The 19,835-nt window shown below is 72.4% G+C and carries 19 protein-coding genes; 13 read left to right on the top strand and 6 right to left on the bottom strand.

The window, feature by feature from the left end; translation table 11 throughout:
* Positions 1 to 132 precede the first annotated feature (132 nt).
* The 7 genes from Air01nite_RS22170 (at position 133) to Air01nite_RS22140 (ending at position 7,714) form a co-directional block, all read left to right on the top strand.
* Complete coding sequence (locus Air01nite_RS22170; protein ID WP_203704783.1) at positions 133 to 1,302, top strand: acyltransferase domain-containing protein; 1,170 nt, start codon at positions 133 to 135, stop codon at positions 1,300 to 1,302.
* Positions 1,299 to 2,243, top strand: coding sequence for a beta-ketoacyl-ACP synthase III (locus Air01nite_RS22165; RefSeq protein ID WP_203704782.1), 945 nt, complete (start codon positions 1,299 to 1,301; stop codon positions 2,241 to 2,243). Before Air01nite_RS22170 ends, Air01nite_RS22165 begins: the two co-directional genes overlap by 4 nt.
* A gap of 48 nt (positions 2,244 to 2,291) precedes the next feature.
* Positions 2,292 to 2,531 carry an acyl carrier protein gene (locus Air01nite_RS22160; RefSeq protein ID WP_116075309.1) on the top strand — a complete coding sequence of 80 codons (240 nt, stop codon included), beginning with the start codon at positions 2,292 to 2,294 and terminating at the stop codon, positions 2,529 to 2,531.
* A gap of 1 nt (position 2,532) precedes the next feature.
* A complete protein-coding gene (fabF, locus tag Air01nite_RS22155; protein ID WP_203704781.1) occupies positions 2,533 to 3,759 on the top strand; it encodes a beta-ketoacyl-ACP synthase II in 1,227 nt (408 codons plus the stop codon).
* 27 nt (positions 3,760 to 3,786) lie between these two features.
* A complete protein-coding gene (locus tag Air01nite_RS22150) occupies positions 3,787 to 5,208 on the top strand; it encodes an acyl-CoA carboxylase subunit beta (protein WP_203704780.1) in 1,422 nt (473 codons plus the stop codon).
* A gap of 72 nt (positions 5,209 to 5,280) precedes the next feature.
* Complete coding sequence (locus Air01nite_RS22145; RefSeq protein WP_203704778.1) at positions 5,281 to 5,910, top strand: class I SAM-dependent methyltransferase; 630 nt, start codon at positions 5,281 to 5,283, stop codon at positions 5,908 to 5,910.
* A gap of 22 nt (positions 5,911 to 5,932) precedes the next feature.
* A complete protein-coding gene (locus Air01nite_RS22140; protein WP_203704776.1) occupies positions 5,933 to 7,714 on the top strand; it encodes an ATP-binding protein in 1,782 nt (593 codons plus the stop codon).
* Here the strand turns inward: Air01nite_RS22140 and Air01nite_RS22135 are convergent.
* The 4 genes from Air01nite_RS22135 to Air01nite_RS22120 form a co-directional block, all read right to left on the bottom strand.
* On the bottom strand, positions 7,711 to 8,640 hold the full coding sequence (locus Air01nite_RS22135; RefSeq protein WP_203704774.1) for an ion transporter: 930 nt from the start codon (positions 8,638 to 8,640) through the stop codon (positions 7,711 to 7,713). The two genes, Air01nite_RS22140 and Air01nite_RS22135, sit on opposite strands and share 4 nt — an antisense overlap.
* Before the next feature lie 13 nt (positions 8,641 to 8,653).
* The gene (locus Air01nite_RS22130) at positions 8,654 to 9,208 is read right to left on the bottom strand and encodes a TetR/AcrR family transcriptional regulator (protein ID WP_203704772.1); all 555 of its coding nucleotides are present in this window, start codon (positions 9,206 to 9,208) and stop codon (positions 8,654 to 8,656) included.
* 10 nt (positions 9,209 to 9,218) lie between these two features.
* On the bottom strand, positions 9,219 to 9,992 hold the full coding sequence (locus Air01nite_RS22125) for a class I SAM-dependent methyltransferase (RefSeq protein WP_203704771.1): 774 nt from the start codon (positions 9,990 to 9,992) through the stop codon (positions 9,219 to 9,221).
* 88 nt (positions 9,993 to 10,080) lie between these two features.
* A complete protein-coding gene (locus Air01nite_RS22120; protein WP_203704770.1) occupies positions 10,081 to 10,410 on the bottom strand; it encodes a hypothetical protein in 330 nt (109 codons plus the stop codon).
* Between the two features lie 216 nt (positions 10,411 to 10,626).
* Between Air01nite_RS22120 and Air01nite_RS22115 the strand changes: the two genes are divergently transcribed.
* From Air01nite_RS22115 to Air01nite_RS22095, 5 genes are all read left to right on the top strand, one after another.
* A complete protein-coding gene (locus tag Air01nite_RS22115; RefSeq protein ID WP_203704769.1) occupies positions 10,627 to 11,118 on the top strand; it encodes a DUF3145 domain-containing protein in 492 nt (163 codons plus the stop codon).
* 152 nt (positions 11,119 to 11,270) lie between these two features.
* A complete protein-coding gene (locus tag Air01nite_RS22110; RefSeq protein ID WP_203704768.1) occupies positions 11,271 to 12,989 on the top strand; it encodes a glycoside hydrolase family 3 protein in 1,719 nt (572 codons plus the stop codon).
* 61 nt (positions 12,990 to 13,050) lie between these two features.
* Positions 13,051 to 14,067, top strand: coding sequence for a glycosyltransferase family 2 protein (locus tag Air01nite_RS22105; protein WP_203704767.1), 1,017 nt, complete (start codon positions 13,051 to 13,053; stop codon positions 14,065 to 14,067).
* Positions 14,064 to 16,406, top strand: a complete 2,343-nt coding sequence (locus Air01nite_RS22100) for a hypothetical protein (RefSeq protein WP_203704766.1) — start codon at positions 14,064 to 14,066, stop codon at positions 16,404 to 16,406. Before Air01nite_RS22105 ends, Air01nite_RS22100 begins: the two co-directional genes overlap by 4 nt.
* A gap of 61 nt (positions 16,407 to 16,467) precedes the next feature.
* Positions 16,468 to 16,662 carry a hypothetical protein gene (locus Air01nite_RS22095; RefSeq protein WP_203704765.1) on the top strand — a complete coding sequence of 65 codons (195 nt, stop codon included), beginning with the start codon at positions 16,468 to 16,470 and terminating at the stop codon, positions 16,660 to 16,662.
* On the opposite strand, the gene menC is transcribed toward Air01nite_RS22095, so the two are convergent.
* On the bottom strand, positions 16,611 to 17,732 hold the full coding sequence (gene menC, locus Air01nite_RS22090; protein ID WP_203704763.1) for an o-succinylbenzoate synthase: 1,122 nt from the start codon (positions 17,730 to 17,732) through the stop codon (positions 16,611 to 16,613). The two genes, Air01nite_RS22095 and menC, sit on opposite strands and share 52 nt — an antisense overlap.
* Before the next feature lie 11 nt (positions 17,733 to 17,743).
* Entirely contained in the window at positions 17,744 to 18,595 is an 852-nt protein-coding gene (locus Air01nite_RS22085) for a GNAT family N-acetyltransferase (protein WP_203704761.1), read from the bottom strand.
* Between the two features lie 261 nt (positions 18,596 to 18,856).
* Between Air01nite_RS22085 and Air01nite_RS22080 the strand changes: the two genes are divergently transcribed.
* Entirely contained in the window at positions 18,857 to 19,786 is a 930-nt protein-coding gene (locus tag Air01nite_RS22080) for an alpha/beta fold hydrolase (RefSeq protein WP_203704759.1), read from the top strand.
* The last annotated feature ends 49 nt before the right edge of the window (positions 19,787 to 19,835 follow it).

Genomic DNA, 19,835 nt, shown 5'->3' with positions numbered 1-19,835 from the left:
TCGTTTGGAAAAAATCGCACCATACCGTACGTGATCGCAGCCACTCATTGTAGAAACCATACAAAACCAATAGTGTGGTTTGGTGCCTGCCGGCAACCACATGACCCACGAGTATCCCGCAGAGTCGTAAACGTGCTCGCCGTACTCTCGCCCGGCCAGGGCTCGCAAAAGCCCGGATTCCTCGCTTCGTGGCTCGAACTTCCCGGCACCGAAGCCCGACTCCGTTGGTGGTCCGCACTCTCCGGAGTCGACCTCGTGCATCTCGGCACTGCTGCCGATGCCGAGGAGATCAAGGACACGGCCCGCACCCAGCCGCTGCTGGTGGCGGCCGCGCTGCTCGCCGCGGAGCGGCTGCCGATGCACGACGTCTCGGTGGTCGCCGGGCACAGCGTCGGCGAGCTGGGCGCCGCGGCCCTCGCGGGCGCGCTGAGCGCCGAGGCGGCGGTGACGCTCGCCGGCGTACGCGGTCGCGAGATGGCCGCCGCCTGCGCGCTCGAGCCGACCGGCATGTCGGCCGTGCTCGGTGGCGACGCCGCCGAGGTGCTCGCCGCGATCGAGGCACACGGGCTCTACCCGGCCAACCGCAACGGCGCGGGCCAGGTGGTCGCCGCCGGCGCGCTCGACGCGCTGGCCAAGCTCGGCGCCGAGCCGCCGGCCAAGGCGCGGGTCATCGCGCTGCAGGTCGCGGGCGCCTTCCACACCCCGTACATGGCCCCCGCCGAACAGGCGCTGGCGGCCGTCGCGGCCGGCATCACCCCCGCCGACCCGACCCGGATCCTGCTGTCGAACCTCGACGGCAACGCCGTGGCCCACGGCCGCGACCTGCTCACCCGGCTGGTCCGCCAGGTGACCGCCCCCGTCCGCTGGGACCTGTGCATGCGCACCCTCGCCGACCTGGGCGTGACCGCCGTGCTCGAGCTGCCGCCCGCCGGCACCCTCGCCGGTCTGGTCAAGCGCGAGCTCAAGGCCAACGGCATCGAGATCGTCACCCTCAACACGCCCGACGACCTGCCCGCCGCCCGCGACCTCGTGGCCCGCCACGGCACGGCACCGAGCCACGAGCCCAGCCCACAGTTCCGGGTCGTGGTCGCCGGCACCGCCGGGCTGTTCCACCCGGCCGAGGGGCTCGCCGAAGGCGATACCGTAAGCACTGGTCAGACCATCGGGCACGTGTCCACCCGGCAGGGCCCGGTCGAGGTCGCCGCCCACGGCGACGGCCTGCTGACCGAATGGCTCGCCCATCACGACGACCCGGTCGCACCGGGCCAGCCGCTCGCGCGCATCGGAGGACATCCCGCATGACAGGCTCCCGCATCCTCGCTCTCGGCCACTACCAGCCGTCCCGGGTGCTCACTAACGACGACCTGGCCCAGATCGTCGACACCAACGACGAGTGGATCCGCGACCGGGTCGGCATCGCGACCCGGCGGATCGCCGACAGCGAGACGGTCGCCGACATGGCCGGCTTCGCGGCCGAGAAGGCCCTGGCCAACGCCGGCCTCACCCCCAGCGACATCGACCTGGTCGTGGTCGCCACCTGCAGCTCCGTCGACCGCAGCCCCAACGTGGCCTGCCGGGTCGCCGCCAAGCTGGGCATCAACGCCCCCGGCGCCTACGACCTCAACACCGCGTGCTCGGGCTTCTCGTACGCGCTCGGCACCGTCGACCACGCGATCCGCGCCGGTGCGGCCCGCAACGCCCTGGTCATCGGCGCCGAGAAGCTCTCGGACTTCACCGACTGGACCGACCGCTCGACCTGCATCATCTTCGGCGACGGCGCGGGCGCCGCGGTGGTCACCGCCGCGGCCGAGGACGAGGCGCCCGGCGTCGGCCCGGTGATCTGGGGCTCGGTGCCGGAGAAGTCCGACGCCGTCCGGATCGAGGGCTGGCGCCCGTACATCCAGCAGGAGGGCCAGCAGGTCTTCCGCTGGGCGACCACCGCGCTCGCACCGCTGGCGCTGCAGGCCTGCGAGCGGGCCGGCGTGGCGCCGGAGGAGATCGCGGCCTTCGTGCCGCACCAGGCCAACGCCCGCATCATCGACGGCATCGCCAAGCGGCTCGGCATGCCGCAGGCGGTCGTCGCCAAGGACATCGTCGAGTCCGGCAACACGTCGGCGGCGAGCGTGCCGCTGGCCCTGTCGAAGCTGATCGAGCGGCGCGAGGTGCCCTCGGGTGCACCCGTCCTGCTGTTCGGCTTCGGCGGCGGCCTAACGTACGCCGGGCAGGTTGTTCGCTGCCCCTGAGCGAACGCGCAACGACAACATCAACAAACCTGAGAGGAAACCACTGCAATGACCCGTGACGAGATCACGTCGGGCCTGGCCGAGATCCTGGAAGAGGTCGCCGGGGTCAACCCCGACGACGTGGCCGAAGAGAAGTCGTTCACCGACGACCTCGACGTCGACTCGCTGTCCATGGTCGAGGTCGTGGTCGCGGCCGAGGAGAAGTTCGGCGTGAAGATCCCGGACAACGAGGTGCAGAACCTCAAGACCGTCGGCGACGCCGTGACCTACATCGAGTCGAACGCCTGACATGAGTCGCGCCGACGTCGTCGTCACCGGGCTCGGCGCGACGACCCCGCTGGGCGGGGACGTCGCGTCGACGTGGGACGCCATGCTGGCCGGCCGCTCCGGGGTGGGTCCGCTCACCCAGGAGTGGGCCGGCCAACTGCCGGTCCGGATCGCGGCGCAGCTCGCCGTCGAACCGAGCGAGCGGATCGACCGCGTCAAGCTGCGCCGGCTCGACCGCTCCGAGGCGATCGCGCTGATCGCCGCCGGTGAGGCCTGGGCCGACGCCGGCCTGGCCGACTCCGGGCTCGACCCGGAGCGGCTCGCGGTCAGCATCGGCTCCGGCATAGGCGGTGCGACCACGCTGCTCGCGCAGGACGACATCCTGGAGGCATCCGGCCCTCGCCGGGTGTCACCGCACACCGTGCCCATGCTCATGCCGAACGGCCCGGCCGCCTGGGTCGGGCTGGAGCTGCAGGCGCGGGCCGGCGTGCACTCGGTGGCCAGCGCGTGCGCCACCGGCGCCGAGGCGATCGCGCTCGGCCTCGACATGATCCGCGCCGGCCGGGCCGACGTGGTCGTGGCCGGCGGCACCGAAGCGGTCATCCACCCCCTGCCGATCGCCGGCTTCGCGTCGATGCGGGCGATGTCGACCCGCAACGACGACCCCGAGCGGGCGTCCCGGCCCTGGGACAAGGGTCGCGACGGCTTCGTGCTCGGCGAGGGCTCCGGCGTCATCGTCCTGGAGCGGGCCGACCACGCCGTCGCGCGCGGCGCCCGGATCTACGCCCGGCTGGCCGGCGCGGGCCTGACCTCGGACGGCTACGACATCGTCCAGCCGCACCCAGAGGGGCTGGGCGCGATCCGCGCGATCGCCAAGGCGATCGCCGACGCCGGTGTCGACAAGTCCGACATCGTGCACGTCAACGCGCACGCCACCTCGACGCCGGTCGGTGACGTGGCGGAGATCGCCGCGTTGCACGCGGCGCTGGGCGACCACCCGGTGCTGAGCGCGACCAAGTCGATGACCGGGCACCTGCTGGGTGCCGCGGGCGCGCTGGAGTCGATCGCGTCGATCCTGGCCATCCGCGACAGCGTGGTGCCGCCGACGATCAACCTCGACGACCCCGACGACAAGCTCGACATGGACGTCGCCGCGCACAAGGCGCGACCGATGGACGTGCCGGCGGTGATCAACAACTCGTTCGGCTTCGGCGGGCACAACGTGGCGCTGGTGTTCACCCGCGGGTGACCCAGGGCTTCGATCGGGGGGATTTCGATGACCAGGGGCAGCGCGCTAGACGATCATGCGGTCGTGGACTACCGGGATCCGGAGGTACGGCTGCGGGCGCTGTTCGACGCCGGCACGCTGCGCCTGGTCGCCCCGCGTGACGACTCCGGTGTGCTCTGCGCCCGCGGCGAGATCGACGGCACCCCGGTCGTCGCCTACGCCACCGACGCCACCCGGATGGGCGGCGCGCTGGGCACCGAGGGCTGCCGGCACGTCGTCGACGCGATCGACGCCGCGGTCCGGGAGCGGGTGCCGGTCCTCGGGCTGTGGCACTCCGGCGGCGCGCGGCTGGCCGAGGGCGTGGTCGCGCTCGACGCGGTCGGCCAGGTCTTCGCGGCCATGGTGCGGGCGTCCGGCCGGGTGCCGCAGATCTCGGTGGTGCTCGGCCCCGCGGCCGGTGGCGCGGCCTACGGGCCCGCGCTGACCGACGTCGTGGTGATGAGCGACAACGGCCGGATCTTCGTGACCGGCCCCGAGGTCGTCCGCAGCGTCACCGGCGAGCAGGTCGACATGGAACGGCTCGGTGGCCCCGAGCCGCACGGACGCCGCTCCGGGGTCGTGCACGTGACCACCGAGGACGACGACACGGCGCTGCTCGAGGCGCGCCGGCTGGCCGCGCTGCTCGGCCGGCAGGGCCGGATCTCCCCGGTCGACGTGGCCACCGACGACCCCGACCACGACCTGTCTGCCACGATGCCGGCGGCGGCCAACCGGGCGTACGACGTGAAGCCCGTGGTCCGGGCCCTGCTCGACGAGCCCGGCGTGGAGTTGCACGCCAGGTGGGCGCCGAACGTCGTCACCACGCTGGGCCGGTTCGGCAGGCGGACGGTCGGCGTGATCGCCAACAACCCGCTGCGCCTGGGCGGCTGCCTGGACGCGGCGAGCGCCGAGAAGGCCGCCCGGTTCGTCCGGATGTGCGACGCGCTGGGCGTGCCGCTGATCGTGCTGGTCGACGTGCCCGGCTACCTGCCCGGCCTCGGCCAGGAGTGGGACGGCGTGGTGCGCCGCGGCGCCAAGCTGTTGCACGCGTTCGCCGAGGCGGTCGTGCCCCGGGTCACGCTGGTGACCCGCAAGGCGTACGGGGGCGCGTACATCGCGATGAACTCCCGCTCCCTGGGCGCGACCGCGGTGTTCGCCTGGCCCACCGCGGAGATCGCGGTGATGGGTGCCGCCGCGGCGGTCAACGTGCTGCACCGCAAGAAGCTCGCGGCCACGCCGCACGAGGAGCGCGAGGCGCTCCGCCAGCAACTGGTCGACGAGCAGGTCAAGGTGGCCGGCGGCGTGCAGCGGGCGTTGGAGATCGGCGTCGTCGACGACGTCATCGAGCCCGGTGAGTCCCGCCGCCGGATCGCGGAGGCGCTGGCCGCCGCACCGGCCGCACGTGGCGCGCACGGCAACATCCCGCTCTAGGCGGAGTTCCGCTATCCTCCCGTGAAGTCTGATGCTCGCGCGCCCATCGCCCCTGTTAGGAGACCTGTCCCCGTGCTGGCCCCTCTCAAGTCCCTGCTGAGCAACGTCTCCATGTACGTGGCCCTGCAGAAGGCGGTCGGTGCCGACCGCCTGCGCTACCGCTGCCTGGACGAGCTCGCCCTGCGTGACGGTGACACGGTGATCGACGTGGGCTGCGGCCCGGCCTACTACTTCGACCGGCTGCCCAAGGTCACCTACTTCGGCTTCGACACCTCGGAGCGCTACATCGCGCACGCCAAGGCCCGCTACGGGTCCGAGCGCGCGTCGTTCTCCACGGAGATCTTCGGCGAGCAGCACCTCGGTGTCCTGCCCCCGGCCAACGCCGTGCTGCTGCTCGGCCTGCTGCACCACCTCTCCGACGAGGACTCGCGCCACCTGCTGCGGGTCGCGTCGCAGGCGCTGGCGCCCGGCGGCCGGGTGATCTCGGTCGACACCTGCTTCGCGCCCGGCCAGAACCGGATCTCGCGGTGGATGAGCGACAACGACCGCGGCGAGTTCGTCCGTGAGCCGGCCGCCTTCGAGGCCCTGGCCCGCGAGTCCTTCGCCGACGTCTCCGGCGAGGTCGTCGACACCGCCACCCGCGTGCCGTCCGCACACTGGATGATGCGGATGACCAGCCCGGTCCACGTCGCGGCTGCGTGACACCGAGCAGCACGATGCCTTGATGCGCCGGGTGCACCTGGAAGCGGCCGAGGACCATGTCCAGCGGCTGGCCCGGGAGAGTGACCCGCTCGGCGCGATCAAGGAGCTGATCTGGAACGCGCTCGACGCCGACGCCACCCGAGTCGACGTGGTCCTGCACCGGTCGCCTCTGGGTGCCGTCGAGCGCGTCACGGTGCGTGACGACGGCACCGGCATCGCGCCCGAGGCACTGGCCGCCGCGTTCGACCGGATCGGCGGGTCCTGGAAGAAGTGGACCTCCGGGACCCTGCTCAGGCAGCGCACCCTGCACGGCAGCAAAGGGCAGGGCCGGTTGCGGGCGTACGCGCTCGGCGACCACATCCGGTGGACCACCGTCGCCGACGGGACGGGCGGCCGGTCGAGGACCGAGGTGTCCGCGCACGCCGGCGCCCGCAACGACTTCCTGATCGCCGACAGCGAGCCGACCCAGGCGGCGACCGGCACGCTGGTCGAGGCGTGGGGCAAGCAGTCGCCCCGGCTCGACCGGCTGCCGCTGCGGGCCAACCACCGGCGGCTGACCACCGAACTCGCGCCCTACCTGACCGCGTACCCGGGTATCACCGTCGTCTACGACGGCGTGCCGGTCGACCCGGGCACCTCGGTCGCCCGCACCGCCGTCTACCCGCTGACCTTCACCACCGTCGCCGGCACCGCCGAGGAGGCGCGGCTCAAGGTGATCGAGTGGTCGACGGCGGTCGAGCGCGAACTGCACCTGTGCGACGGGAACGGCATGCCGGTCGCCTCGATCGACATCGGCATCCGGGCACCGGGGTTCGAGTTCACCGCGTACGTGCTCTGGCCCGCGATGGGCGACCACATGGGCGACGTGTATCTCGGCGGTGGGCACGACTCCGACGTCACCGCCCTGGTCGCCGCCGCCCGGGAACGGCTGCGGGAGCATTTCCGCGGCAGGGCCGACGACCGGCGGCGTGAACTGGTGCAACGGTGGCGGAGCGAGGGCAGCTATCCGTACGCGGACGACGCCGGGCCACGGCTCGAGCGCGAGACGTTCGACCTCGTCGCCGCCGCGGTCCACCGGCACATCCCGCGCCGGGCCAACCAGCGGCGGGCCACCCTGGCACTGCTCCGCGACGCGCTGCGGTCGCGCCCGGACCGGCTCACCGACCTGCTGGGCACGGTCTTCAACCTGTCCGCCGACGACCGGGGGCAGCTCGAGCGGATCCTGGGTGACGCCGACCGGTCCTGGCTCATCCGCGCCTCGACCACCGTCGCCGAACGCCTCGAGGCGATCGCCGAGTTGCGCCGGCTCACGGCGGGCGGCGCCGACCTGGAGCGGCTCTCCGCGGTGCTGTCGGAGCAGACGTGGGTGTTCGGCGAGCGGCACGGGCTGCTGGCCGGCGACCGGGCCCTCGACGCCGTGCTCGACCGGCACGCGGGGCCGGACCTGCTGCTGGCGCGGGCGCGCCGCGAGCACGAGCGCCACCAGCACCTGGTCGTGACCGGCACGGAGGGTGCCGCGGACGGCAAGGACCTGGACCGCCTGGTGGCGTACGCGGAGGCCGTCGCGGGTGATGCGCACTATCGCGGCCTGCGGGTCGACTGGGACGTCTGGTTGGTCGCCGGCCGGCTGCCGACTACCGACCCGCACCGCCCGGCCGGTTGCCTGGTCGACCGCGACGACGGTTCCAGCCACCTGCGGGTCTGGGCGCGCACGTGGTCCGACGTGCTGCTCGAGTGCACCGACCGGGTCCGCTTCTTCGAGCGGAGCGTCACGGACGGCGCCGCCGCCCACGAGCGGCGTTAGCCGGACGACCGGACGCGGCGGGGCTGGTCGTCGTCGGTGCCGCGGTCGATCCGCAGCTCGCGTTCCAGTTCCGCGAGGGCGGACCGCAGGTCGTCGATCCGTTGGGTGATCGCGATGCGGTCGACCTCGTCGGGCACGCCGTCGCCGTCGTGGTCGTAGCCGGGTGCCAGGCCCTGGCTCATCTCCAGGCGGCGCGCCTCCTCCATCGAGTTGACGATGACCGCGATCAGGATGTTGAGCAGCAGGTTGGCCGTGATCAGCACGTAGCTGATGTAGTAGACCAGCGTCCACTGCGAGACCGACATGCCCTGCTCGATCAGGTCCGGCAGGGTCTCCTGCGAGAGCAGCACGAACAGGGTCAGCACCGCCCGGCCGATCGTCCCGTACTGGTCCGGGAAGTCGTCGTGGAAGATCAGCCAGCCGGCCATGCCGTAGACGTAGAGGGTGACCAGGGCCAACGCCAGGAAGCCGCCGACGCCCGGCAGGCTGCGCAGCAGCGCGGTGACGATCGTGCGCAACCCGGGTGAGAACCGGACCAGCCGCAGCACGCGCGCGATCCGCACGATCCGCAGGGCGGTCGAGTCGCCGTGCAGGCCCGGTATGAACGCGGCGGCGATGACCGCGAAGTCGAAGACGTTCCAGCCGTGGCGGAAGAAGTCCTGCGGCCGGCGGCCGTGCGCGCCGACGCGGATGGCGATCTCCACGACGAACACGACCCGGAAGATCCACTCCAGGACGTGCAGGAGCGGTCGGAACGAGCCCAGATGGGGGTACGTCTCGACGCCGAGCACGACCGCGTTGGCACCGATCACGACGACGATCACCACGTCGAAGGCGCGCGAGTCGGCGATCCGGCCGCACCGCCGCGCGAAAGCTGAGAGCTGCTCCGGCGTGGACCGTTGGGCGGGCACCTTGCGCGTGATCATCAATGGATCGTAGTCAGGCCAGATGCGCGTCCAGTGTGGCCCGCAGCAGGGCCTCGGGGTCCTCCTCGCCGGTGGCGAGCTGGAGACTCCCCCAGCTCCAGAGCTGTGCGACACCGTGCAGGTTGGCCCAGAGCGCACCCGCGACGACGCGCGGCGGCGCGGCCGACCGGGTGCCGGCCCGCCCGACCAGGTCGACCAGCGTCGCGAACAGCGGCAGGGCCGTCCCGCGCAGGCCGAGGTGGCCGCTGACCAGCAGGTCGTGCCGGAACATCAGCCCGAACATGCCGGGGTTGGCTCGCGCGAACGCGAGGTAGCCGCGCCCGAGCCGGGCCAGCTCCGCGCGCGGCTCGCCGGCGGGATCGGGCCGCACCTCGACGGCGAGCCGCGCGTAGCCCTCGCGCGCGATGGCCGACAGCAACTCGAGGTGGGTCGGGAAGTAGCGACGCGGCGCACCGTGCGAAACACCGGCCCGGCGCGCGATCTCGCGCAGCGTCAACGCCTGCAGGCCGTCCTGCTCCAGCAGCTCGACCCCGGCCCGCACCAGCCGCTCCCGCAGCCCATCCGTCATGGACAGTGTCCTACCACTTACTCAAATGCCAGATCAGCGCGGCCGGGGTGTTGCCGTAGGCGGCGTCGACCGCGTCGGCGGCCCAGGCCCGCAGGAACGGACCGCCGCCGGTGTCGGTGCGCGGCCAGAGCGGCTCGTGGCAGGCCCGCACCGCGAACCCGGCCCCCACCGCGGCGCTGACGTAGGCGCTCGGCCGGAACCGGCTCGCCGGCAGCCGCGCCTCGGCGCCGTCGTCGTCCACGGCGGACGCGATGCCGCCGAGGTAGAGCGACTGCCAGTGGATGTCCGAGGTGACCAGCTGCCCGCCCGGCCGCAACACGCGGGCGAACTCGGCGAACGCCGGCTCGAGCGCCGGGAGGTGGGTCAGTGCCAGCGCGCAGACGACCAGGTCGACGGAGGCGTCCCGGACCGGCAGCGCGCGCAGGTCACCGCGCAGGAACGAGGCCGCCGGGACGGTGGCTCGGGCGAGCATGTCCGGTGAGCTGTCGACGCCCGTGACAACGTGGCCGGCGGCGGCGAGAAAGGCGGCGTGCCGGCCGGTGCCGCAGGCCGCGTCGAGCGCGCGCCCGGCGGGCAGACCGGCGAGGATCTGCCGGACCACCGGCTCCTCGACGTCGATCAGCGGGTTGCCCGGCTCGTCGTAGGTCCGCGACCAGATGCGGTAGCCGCTGACCGTGTCGGTCTCGCCGACGTGGTCGCCGGCGCCGAGCTCGCCGCGCTCGTCGGCGGCCAGGATCGCGCGGACCTCGGCCAGCCGCCGGATGCCGGTAGGCCATGCGGGCACGCTAATGATCAAGCAGCGGCGTCGCGAGTGGGTTTCCGGGCATACGAAAGAGCGCCCCGGGGCTGCCGGGGCGCTCTGACAGGGTGACTCAGGCTTCGAAGACGCCCGCGTCGACCAGGCGCTTCTCGGTCACGTCCCAGCCGTGGGCCGGGAACTGGGCCGCGAGGCCGGTCAGCTCGGCGCGGATCTTCGTGGCGTGACCGGCGCCGGCCAGCGACCGGATCTCCTCGACGAACGCGTCGGAGTCGGTGCGCAGGTGCGCGGTCTTGCCGTTGGTCAGGTTGCGCACGTAGGCGAACTTCCCGCCCGCGAGCGGGATCAGGTACTTGAACTCGCCGAGCACGCTGAGGGCGCCACCCTGCCCGGCCTGGCCGGCCCGGACGGAGGCGCGCGCGGTCTTGGAGGTGTTGCTCGCCACGGGGGGACTCCTCAAGGTGACGCGTACATGGGAAAGGCCCGAGGGGGCCCAGTTGAGAGTACACGACGAGGTGGATCGGCCATCCGGACCAATCGTCACAACCAGTTTTCCGATTCCCTGGCGCAACATCGGCCTCAGGCGTCATCATGAACGCTGACTGATCGGAGTGATCGAGGTCGTAGGGGAAGACGCACCTCGGGTCTTCGGGAGGTCACCGTGCCAACGCGTGGCGTCGTTTACGTCCACTCGACCCCGCTCGCCGTGTGTCCACACGTCGAGTGGGCGATCGCGCGCGTCCTCACCGCGCCGGTCACACTGCACTGGACCGCTCAGCCGGTCGACCCCGGCGCGCGGCGCACGGAGTGCAGCTGGACCGGCCGCGCGGGGACGGGTGCGGAGCTGGCTGCTGCCCTCCGGCAGTGGCCCATGATCCGTTTCGAGATCACCGAAGAGCCCAGCCCGGGCTGCGACGGTGAACGCTTCATGTTCGTGCCGGGCCGCGGACTGTTCCGGGCGACCGCCGGCGCCGCCGGCGACATCCAGCTCGGCGAGGACCGCCTGCGCGCCATCATGGCCAGCTCGCGCGCGCCCGAGGCACTGCAGCACGCCCTCGACAAGGCGCTCGGCACCGCCTGGGACGCCGAGCTCGAGCCCTACCGGTACGCCGGTGACGGCGCACCGGTGACACTGCTCACCCGCGTGGGCTGATCGCAACCCCCAACGGGGACCGAACGGACTACCGGGAAACCGCCCACCAGCCACCATCGCCGCGCAGGGACGCCCGTCCCGGATAAATTCCGAACCGACCGTATTGCCGGCTTCACTTGCCTGTCGAGCAACGAGGTGGCCATCATTGCTCGATGGCCTCCCCCCGGAGCCGCCTCGCGTTGTTTTTTGCCGTGGTCGTCGCCGCGATCCTCGTGGCCGTCGCCGCATGCGGAAAGCCGGCGCCCCGCGCGGCAGCACCGTCCCCGACCCCGCCCTCCGCGGCGGCGGCAAGCGCGACGACCCCCACCGGCGGCGATCCCGCCACCAGGGCCGCGGCGCTGGTCAAGCAGCTCTCCGACGAGCAGCTCGCCGGCCAGGTGCTGATGCCCTACGCGTACGGCTCCTCGGCGACCGACGTCAGCCCGGCCTCGGCGGCCGGCAACCAGAAGCTCGGCAAGGTCGACACCCCGGCCCAGATGATCCAGAAATACCACCTGGGCGGGCTCATCCTGGTCGGCTTCTCCGCGGACGACCCGACGTCGACGAACCAGGCCACCACCAACGTCGACAACCCGAAGCAGATCACCGCGCTCACCGACGGGCTGCAGAAGGCGGCCGGCGGCCAGGCGCCGATCCTGATCGGCACCGACCAGGAATACGGGGCGGTCACCCGGATCAAGAGCGGCGTCACGCTGCTGCCCAGCGCGATGGCGCTCGGCGCGGGCAACAACCCGGCCGGCACCGAGCAGGGCTGGAAGGTGGCGGGCGACGAGCTGCGCGCGATGGGGCTCAACGTCGACTTCGCGCCCGACGCCGACGTGCTCGGCACCGCCGACGGCGGCGTGATCGGCTCGCGGTCGTTCGGCTCCGACCCGAAGGCCGTCGGCGACCAGGTCGCCGCCTCGGTCAAGGGCCTGCAGTCGGCCGGCGTCGCCGCCACGCTCAAGCACTTCCCCGGGCACGGCAGCACGCCGTCCGACTCGCACACCGACCTGCCGGTGATCGGCAGGAGCAAGGCCGACCTGACCAAGGTCGACCTGGCGCCGTTCCAGGCCGGCATCGACGCCGGCGCGCAGCTCGTGATGAGCGGCCACCTCGACGTGAAGTCGATCGAGCCCGGCGTGCCCGCGTCGTTCTCGCACAAGGCGCTGGTCGACGTGCTCCGCGGCGAGATGGGCTTCAAGGGCGTCGTGGTCAGCGACGCGCTCAACATGGCTCCGGCCGAGAAGTGGCCGGCGGGCGAGGCCGCCGTGCGCGCCCTCAACGCCGGCAACGACCTGCTGCTGATGCCGCCGAACGTCGGCGGTGCCTACCAGGGCCTGCTCGACGGTCTGCACAACGGCTCGCTGAAGAAGGACCGCCTGGTCGAGGCCGCCACCCGCGACCTGACGCTGCGCTTCACGCTGGCCGACGCCGGCGCCAAGCCGGACCAGAACGTGCTCGCCTCGGACTCGCACCTCAGCGTGGCCGGCGGCCTCTCGGCCGCGGCGGTCACCCAGCTCCGCGGCCAGTGCGGCGCGCCGATCCAGGGTCCGGTCACGGTGAGCACCTCGCCGGGCCGCGACACCAGCAAGGCGACGCTCGAGAAGGCGCTGCGGGCCGAGGGCGTCCAGGTCGTGGCCAGCGGCGGGCGGGTCGTCCATCTGGTCGGCTACGGGGACGGCCCCAAGGACCTCGACCCGGCGGCCGACGTGACGGTCGGGTTGGACACCCCGTACGTGCTGGGCAGCGCTAAGTCACCGAACATCGTGGCCACCTACTCGTCGACGCCGGACTCGCTGAAGGCGTTGGCGAAGGTGCTCGCGGGCAAGCAGAAGCCGACCGGCAAATCCCCCGTGGACGTGCCCGGTTTGCCCCGTACCGTGTGCTGATTTTGCCTAGCCCCGCCTGGTACGGTTCCCCGGTCGAAACCCGGAGGGAGCACAAGGCGGCATGGGTCAGCAGAGTCCGGCACTCTCCGTCGTCGTGCCGATGTACAACGAGGAGAGCGTGCTGCCGCTGCTAGCGGAGCGGTTGCGCGGTGTCCTCGACGGGTTGGACGAGACCTACGAGGTCGTGGCGGTCGACGACGGCAGCACCGACGCCACCGCCGCCGCGCTGCGCGGGTTGCGGGAGCGCTGGCCCCAGTTGCGGGTGATCCGGCTGCGCCGCAACTCCGGCCACCAGGCGGCGCTCAACGCCGGCCTGATGCGGTCCCGCGGCGAATACGTGGTAAGCATCGACGCCGACCTGCAGGACCCGCCGGAGACCATCGCCGACATGCTCGCGCTGGCCCGGTCCCAGAACCTCGACATCGTCTACGGCGTGCGCGCCGACCGCAGCAGCGACACGGCGTTCAAGCGGCTCACCGCCGGCGCCTACTACCGGATGATGCGCCGCCTGGTCGGCAAGTCGATGCCGGCGCAGGCGGGCGACTTCCGGTTGCTCAGCCGCACGGCCGTCGAGGCGCTGCGCGACCTGCCCGAGCGCAGCCCCGTGCTCCGCCTGGTGGTGCCGTGGCTGGGCTTCCCCAGCGGCGAGGTGCGCTTCGAGCGTGCCGAGCGGGCGGCCGGCCGCACCAAATACCCGCTGTCCAAGATGCTCGCGCTGGCCGCGGAGAGCGTGACCAGCTTCTCCGCGGCGCCGCTGCGCGTGGCGACCTGGCTCGGCCTGCTCGGTGTCGGCGTCTGCGCCCTGCTGGTGATCGCGGTGGTGGTGGCCTACGCGACCGGCCACACGGTCAGCGGCTGGCCGTCGATCCTGGTCGCGGTGCTCTTCCTCGGCGCCGTCCAACTGCTCTGTCTTGGCCTGCTGGGCGAATACGTGGGCCGCATCTACACCGCGCTGCTGGCCCGCCCGGCCTACTTCATCGCCAGCGACAGCGACCCGGGTGACGAGACCGACGCCGGCGCCGCCCCGGAGCAGCGCGCCGGGTTCGACCCGGTGGTCCTGGTCGACAGCCACCGGTGACCGCGGCTGCCGACCGGCCCACCGGGGGGCGGGCCGAGTCGGACGCGACCGCCGTGCCGGCCGTGCGGCCGCCGGCGCCGGTGGATGCCGCACCGGCCGGGTCGGTCTCCACCGAGACCGGAGCGCCCCGTCGCGCGTATCCCCTGCTGCGTTTCCTGCCGTTCGTGGCGACGGTGCTGTACGTCGCGGCGGTGCTCCTCGCCGCGGACACCGCCGTGCTCGACCTGGTGAAGTACGCGCTCTACCTGGCGCTCGCGCTGACCCTGCCGGGCACGCTGGTCTATCGGGCGCTGCGCCGCACGCCGCACTCGCTGCTCGACGACCTGGCCATGGGCACCGCGATCGGCCTGGTGCTGGAGCTGCCGGCCTGGTTGCTGGTCTCGGTGCTCGACCTCCGCGGCGCGCTGTGGGCCTGGCCGCTGGTCGTGCTGGCGCTGTTCGCCGCGACGCCCCGGCTGCGCCGGCACCTCCGGCCGCCGCGCTACGCGACCGCCGCGCCGCTGGGCTTCTCGTGGGCGGTCGGCGGCGCGGTCGCGTTCTTCACGACCTACCTGTCGTCGACGTTCCTCGAACGCAACCCGATCCTGCCGACCTCCGACGACACCCGGCAGTATCTGGACCTCGCCTACCAGCTGTCGCTCGCGGGCGAGGCCAAGCACCATTTCCCGCTGCACGTGCCACAGGTGGCCGGCGAGCCGCTGTTCTACCACTGGTTCGGCTACGCGCACATGGCGGCGACCAGCATGATCGGCGGGATCGACCTGCCGGTGGTGGCGCTGCGGCTGGCGATCCCGTTCCTGTGCGCGCTGGCGATCCTGCTGACCGCGGTGGTCGGCTGGCGGATCAGCGGCCGCGCGCTGGTCGGCGCCGTGGCCGCGGCGCTGTTCTTCGTGGTCGGCGAGACCAACTTCACCGACCCGGTCACCATGCCGTTCGGCACCCAGGCCTCGTTCGTCATCTGGCACGGCATGTCGATGATCTACTCCTGGGTGCTGCTGATCGCGCTGATCGGCGTGGTCTGCGCGCTGCTCAAGGGTGAGCTGGGCCGCGGCGGCTTCGCGCTCGCGTTCCTCCTGCTGCTCGCGTCCAGCGGTGCCAAGGCCAGCTCGCTGCCCCCGGTCGCGGCGGCGCTGCTGGTGACGTTCGTGGTCGTGCTGGTCGTGCGCCGGCGGATCCCGTGGACGCTGCTGATCCTGGGCGTGCTCGCGGCGGCCGCCCAACTGTTCGCGCTGGCCGTGCTGTTCCGGTTCCAGTCGTACGGCGTGACGCCCGAGCCGATGTGGAGCTTCGAGCGGTTCTGGACCCCACCGGACGGCCCGATGTGGCTCGCGGTGCTGCCGGTCTGGCTCGCGTTCCTGGTCAACATGCAGCTGCGGACGGCGGGCATCGTGCCGCTGCTCTGGCTGCGCCGGGGCCGGCTGGAGCCGAGCCAGGTGTTCCTGCTGGCCGGGGGCATCGCCGGACCGCTGATCTACCTGATGGTCAAGCAGCCCGGTGACGGCAACCAGTACTTCGCCCGGGCCGGGTTCACGTTCGCGGTGCTGCTCTCGGCGTGGGGCTACGTCATGGTGTTCGACCGGGCCAAGCTCTCGCGGGCGGGCCGGGTCTTCCTCGCGGTGGAGGCGCTGGCCCTCGCGGTGGTGCTGGTGGTGGCGCAGTTCCGGCTCGCCGGCCCGGCGGAGGCGTCCGTGCCTCCGCGGCCGATCGACCCGCTGCTGCCGCTGCTGCGCTGGGCGCTGGTGCTGGCCGCCGTGCTCCTGCTGGTGACCGCGCTCTGGCCGGCCCTGAGCCGCTGGCTGCCGGCCCTGCGCGGGCGCGGTGGCATCGTGGCGCTGACCGCGATCCTGGTGGTCGGCGCGCCCGGCCTGATCATGGACATGCGCAAGTCGGAACGCTTCTCCAACGGCGGCGCGTACGCCACGATCTCCCTGCCCAAGTCCCGGGTGGACGCGGCCCGGTGGCTGCGCGACCACAGCGCGGCGACGGACGTCGTGGCCACGAACGCGCACTGCATCAACACACCGGCGGACGGCTACTGCGACCCACGCTCGTTCTGGCTGTCGGCGTACTCGGAGCGGCGGGTGCTGGTCGAGGGCTGGGCGTTCGCGCCGCGGGTCTCGGCCGCGGGCTCGTGGGCGTTCTGGGACCAGCCGCTGCTCGACCGCAACGACGCCGCGTTCACCGCACCGACCGCCGCGTCACTGGCCGCGCTGCGGTCCGACGACGGCGTCCGCTGGCTGGTCGCCGACCACGAGGTCGCCGCGGAGTCACCGGAGCTGCGGATCCTGGCCCGCCTGCGCTACTCGAACGACCGGATCTTCGTGTACGAGCTCAGCTGAGCTGCCGTTGTCACTCGAAAGGCGAATACCAGGCATGTCAACGGCGACGTAGCTTCTGGGGATGAATCTCCCGCGCGGCTGGGCCGCCCCTCCTGACCAGCGCAGCGTGCTGGGCACGGTGGCGCTGGTGATCGCCGCGCTGGCGATCGTGATCAGCATCGCCGGCATCGTGCTGGCGGCGCTCGCGCTCGGTCGCGACGAGGCTCAGGGCAGCAAGGGCAGCCACTCCGTGCCGGTGGTGAGCTCGGTCAGGTAGTCCTGGTCCGGCGTCACGCCCAGGCCCGGCCCGGTCGGCACCGCGACGTGGCCGCCGTCGAGGACGAACGGCTCGGTGATATCGCGGGCGAAATACCGGTCCGAGGCCGAGGTGTCGCCCGGCAGCGTGAAGTTCGGCAGCGCCGCCAGCGCCACGTTGGCCGCGCGCCCGATGCCCGTCTCCAGCATCCCGCCGCACCAGACCGGCACGCCGTTGGCCGCGCAGACGTCGTGCACCCGGCGGGCCTCCAGGTAGCCGCCCACCCGGCCGGGCTTCACGTTGACCACCGAGGTGGCGCCCAGCGCGATCGCGTCGGCCGCCGCGCGGGCCGAGGTGATCGACTCGTCGAGGCAGACCGGGGTGCGGATCAGCCGGGCCAGCGCGGCGTGGCCGCGCAGGTCGTCCTCGGGCAGCGGCTGCTCGATCAGCAGCAGGTCGAACGGGTCGAGCCGGGCCAACTGCCGGGCGTCCGCCAGGGTGTACGCGGTGTTCGCGTCCACCTGCAGCAGCAGGTCGCCGCCGAACCGCTCGCGGACGGCCCGCACCGGCTCGACGTCCCAGCCCGGCTCGATCTTCAGCTTGATCCGCACGTAGCCCTGCGCCCGGTAGCCGTCGACCGCGTCGAGCAACGCCGGGATCGACGACATGATGCCGACGGAGACGCCGGCGGGCACGGTGGTCCGCACCGCGCCGAGGTAGGCGCCGAACGACGTGCCGGACTCCCGCAGGGACAGGTCGAGCAGCGCGGTCAGCACGGCCGCCTTGGCCATCGGGTGGCCCTTGATCCGGCCGAGCGCCGCCTCCAGCCTCGGCACGGTCAGCTCGCCGGCCTTGGCGAGGGCGGTCACCTCGGGCAGCAGGAAGCGGCGGATCACCTCGGCGGCGCCGTCGACGTGTTCGCTGGAGTAGAGCGGCTCCGACATCGCCACGCACTCGCCCCAGCCCTCGGCGGTCTCCCCGGCCGCGCGCACCAGCAGGACGTCGCGGGCGGTCTCGATGCCGAAGGAGGTGCGGAACGGGCTGACCAGAGGGAGGGCGATGCGCCGAAGCTCGAGACCACGCAGGTTCAACAAAAGATCCTTTACTCGGTTTCCATGACATACCAGCCGTCGCGGGCCATCCCGACGATGCGGTAACCCGAATCGAACGCCGCGCAGAGCGCGTCACCGACCTCGCGCCGCCAGGCGACGGCGAGCGCCGGGTCGGTGCCCCGCATGGCCTCGATGTCCAGGGGCACGGCGACCAGCAGCGGCCGGCCGTCGTGCACCGCCTTGCCGGGGCTGGGCCGGCCGAAGTCGTCGCGGGCGAGGGCCACGTCCGCGCCGGCCGCGTACACCGCCTGCATGTTGATCTCGCGGGCGTCGCCGGCCGCGGCCGCGATCGCCTCCGGGGAGGCGACGTCCCACTGGATGTAGAGGCGGTCGCTGGTGGCGTCGCCGGCGTTGATCCCGTCGGTCATCGGGCCGTAGAAGTCCGGCAGGTATTTGATGGCCCGGGCGCCCAGCTTGTGCAGGTTGAAGTAGGCGTTGCGGCGGACCAGCGGGTCGAAGGTCCAGTGCACCGACTCGATGTGCCGATCCAGCGCCCAGGCGCGCTGGTGCAGCTTGATGGCGTGCCCGGCACCGCGACTCTGCGTGCCCGGGTCGACGCCCGTGATGTGCGAGTGCAGGTGGTCGATGCCGAAGAAGGCGACGGCCGCGCCGATCAGCACGTCATCACGGAACGCGCCCACCACGTAGTTGCCCGCGTAGGACAATGCCCGCATCATCCGCGCGTCGAGCAACTGGTTGGGCGAGTCCGTGCGCCAGATCCTGCCGAACAGCTGGGCCACATCCTCGTGCGCGGCGGGCTCGCGAAGCTCCCGCACGGTGATTCCCAGCCGGGTCGCGGCGGCGGTCGCGACCTCTTTTGCCTCCGCGATCAGCTCGTCCACCCAGCCTCCCGTTGTGCAAGCCGAGTCCTTACTTCAACAGGTGAACAGGGCTCGTGTCGAGGCTACCGTCGGTAATTGATGGTTTTCTTTACGTTGCCGCACGTCGGCGACTCGCCCATCGGGGATAGTTGGCCCCAAACAGGCCGGAACCGGGTAGTGGATCTGGCGTCCTGAACGCAGCTTAAGGCATGATTGTTACTGCCCGGTATGTCAGTGGGTAAGAACAACGGTGCGGAATCCTCGGGCTTGAAGGAGGTGACCATGCCGGAGCGGATCGCGGTGACGCTGCCAGACGGCGTGCGGCTGCACGTCGAGGTGAGCGGGCCCAGCGACGCGCCGATAACGGTGTTCCTGCTGCACGGCTGGACACTCGACACCCGCACCTGGCACCGGCAGCTCAGCGGGCTCCCGGAGGCGCTGCACACCCCCGTCCGGATCGTCGCCTACGACGCCCGGGGGCACGGCCGCTCCGACAACACCACCCGGGCGGGCGCCACGCTCGCGCAGCTCGGCGACGACCTCGCCGAGGTGATCGCCACGGTCGCACCGACCGGGCCGATCGTGCTGGCCGGCCACTCCCTCGGCGGCATGACGATCATGGAGTTCGCGCACGGGCACCCGCTGACCTTCGCCGCGCGGGTCGCCGGGCTGGTCTTCATCTCGACGACCGCCGAGGGACACACCCACACGGAGTACGGGCTCCCCTCGCGGATCACCCGCCTCATCCGCCTCCTGGAGACCACCGGCGCCGGCATCCTCGCCCGCGGCGGCTCGTGGCGGGTGCACCGCTACCTGCTCCGGGCGCTCGCGCCGTCGCTGCGCTGGCTGCTCTTCGGCGACCGGGCCACGCCCGACGACCTGATCCTGACCACTGCGGCGGTCGCCCGCGTGCAGCTCCTCGCGATCGGCGCGTTCCGTTCGTCGGTCGGCGAGCAGCGCCGGCTGGCCACGCTGGCCGCGCTCGGCGACCTGCCGGCGGCGGCGCTGGTCGGCGACCGGGACCGGCTCACGCCGCCGCCCTGCGCCGAGTCGATCGCCGCCGCGCTGCCCGACGCCGACCTGACCGTCTGCCCGGGCGCCGGCCACATGCTGATGCTGGAGCGACCCGCCCTCGTCACGGCCGCACTGGCGGCGGTGACCCGGGCGGCCCTCGGCGACCAGCGCGACTCCGCCGACCTGCAGGCGGCTTAGGCCGTGTTTCGTATCCAGGGCCGGGCTGCGGCGGGCCCAGGTGTCGGCT

This window comes from Asanoa iriomotensis (assembly GCF_016862515.1).
GTDB lineage: Bacteria > Actinomycetota > Actinomycetes > Mycobacteriales > Micromonosporaceae > Asanoa > Asanoa iriomotensis.
Note: the sequence above shows the minus strand (reverse complement) of the source record. Positions and strands in the feature narration are given on the sequence as shown.

Bases quoted from the DNA above. Each gene is read 5' to 3' on its own strand.
- Air01nite_RS22165 (WP_203704782.1), top strand. From the start codon at position 1,299: ATGACAGGCTCCCGCATCCTCGCTCTCGGCCACTACCAGCCGTCCCGG.
- Air01nite_RS22160 (WP_116075309.1), top strand. From the start codon at position 2,292: ATGACCCGTGACGAGATCACGTCGGGCCTGGCCGAGATCCTGGAAGAG.
- fabF (WP_203704781.1), top strand. From the start codon at position 2,533: ATGAGTCGCGCCGACGTCGTCGTCACCGGGCTCGGCGCGACGACCCCG.
- Air01nite_RS22150 (WP_203704780.1), top strand. From the start codon at position 3,787: ATGACCAGGGGCAGCGCGCTAGACGATCATGCGGTCGTGGACTACCGG.
- Air01nite_RS22140 (WP_203704776.1), top strand. From the start codon at position 5,933: ATGCGCCGGGTGCACCTGGAAGCGGCCGAGGACCATGTCCAGCGGCTG.
- Air01nite_RS22135 (WP_203704774.1), bottom strand. From the start codon at position 8,640: ATGATCACGCGCAAGGTGCCCGCCCAACGGTCCACGCCGGAGCAGCTC.
- Air01nite_RS22130 (WP_203704772.1), bottom strand. From the start codon at position 9,208: ATGACGGATGGGCTGCGGGAGCGGCTGGTGCGGGCCGGGGTCGAGCTG.
- Air01nite_RS22110 (WP_203704768.1), top strand. From the start codon at position 11,271: ATGGCCTCCCCCCGGAGCCGCCTCGCGTTGTTTTTTGCCGTGGTCGTC.
- Air01nite_RS22105 (WP_203704767.1), top strand. From the start codon at position 13,051: ATGGGTCAGCAGAGTCCGGCACTCTCCGTCGTCGTGCCGATGTACAAC.
- Air01nite_RS22095 (WP_203704765.1), top strand. From the start codon at position 16,468: ATGAATCTCCCGCGCGGCTGGGCCGCCCCTCCTGACCAGCGCAGCGTG.
- Air01nite_RS22080 (WP_203704759.1), top strand. From the start codon at position 18,857: ATGCCGGAGCGGATCGCGGTGACGCTGCCAGACGGCGTGCGGCTGCAC.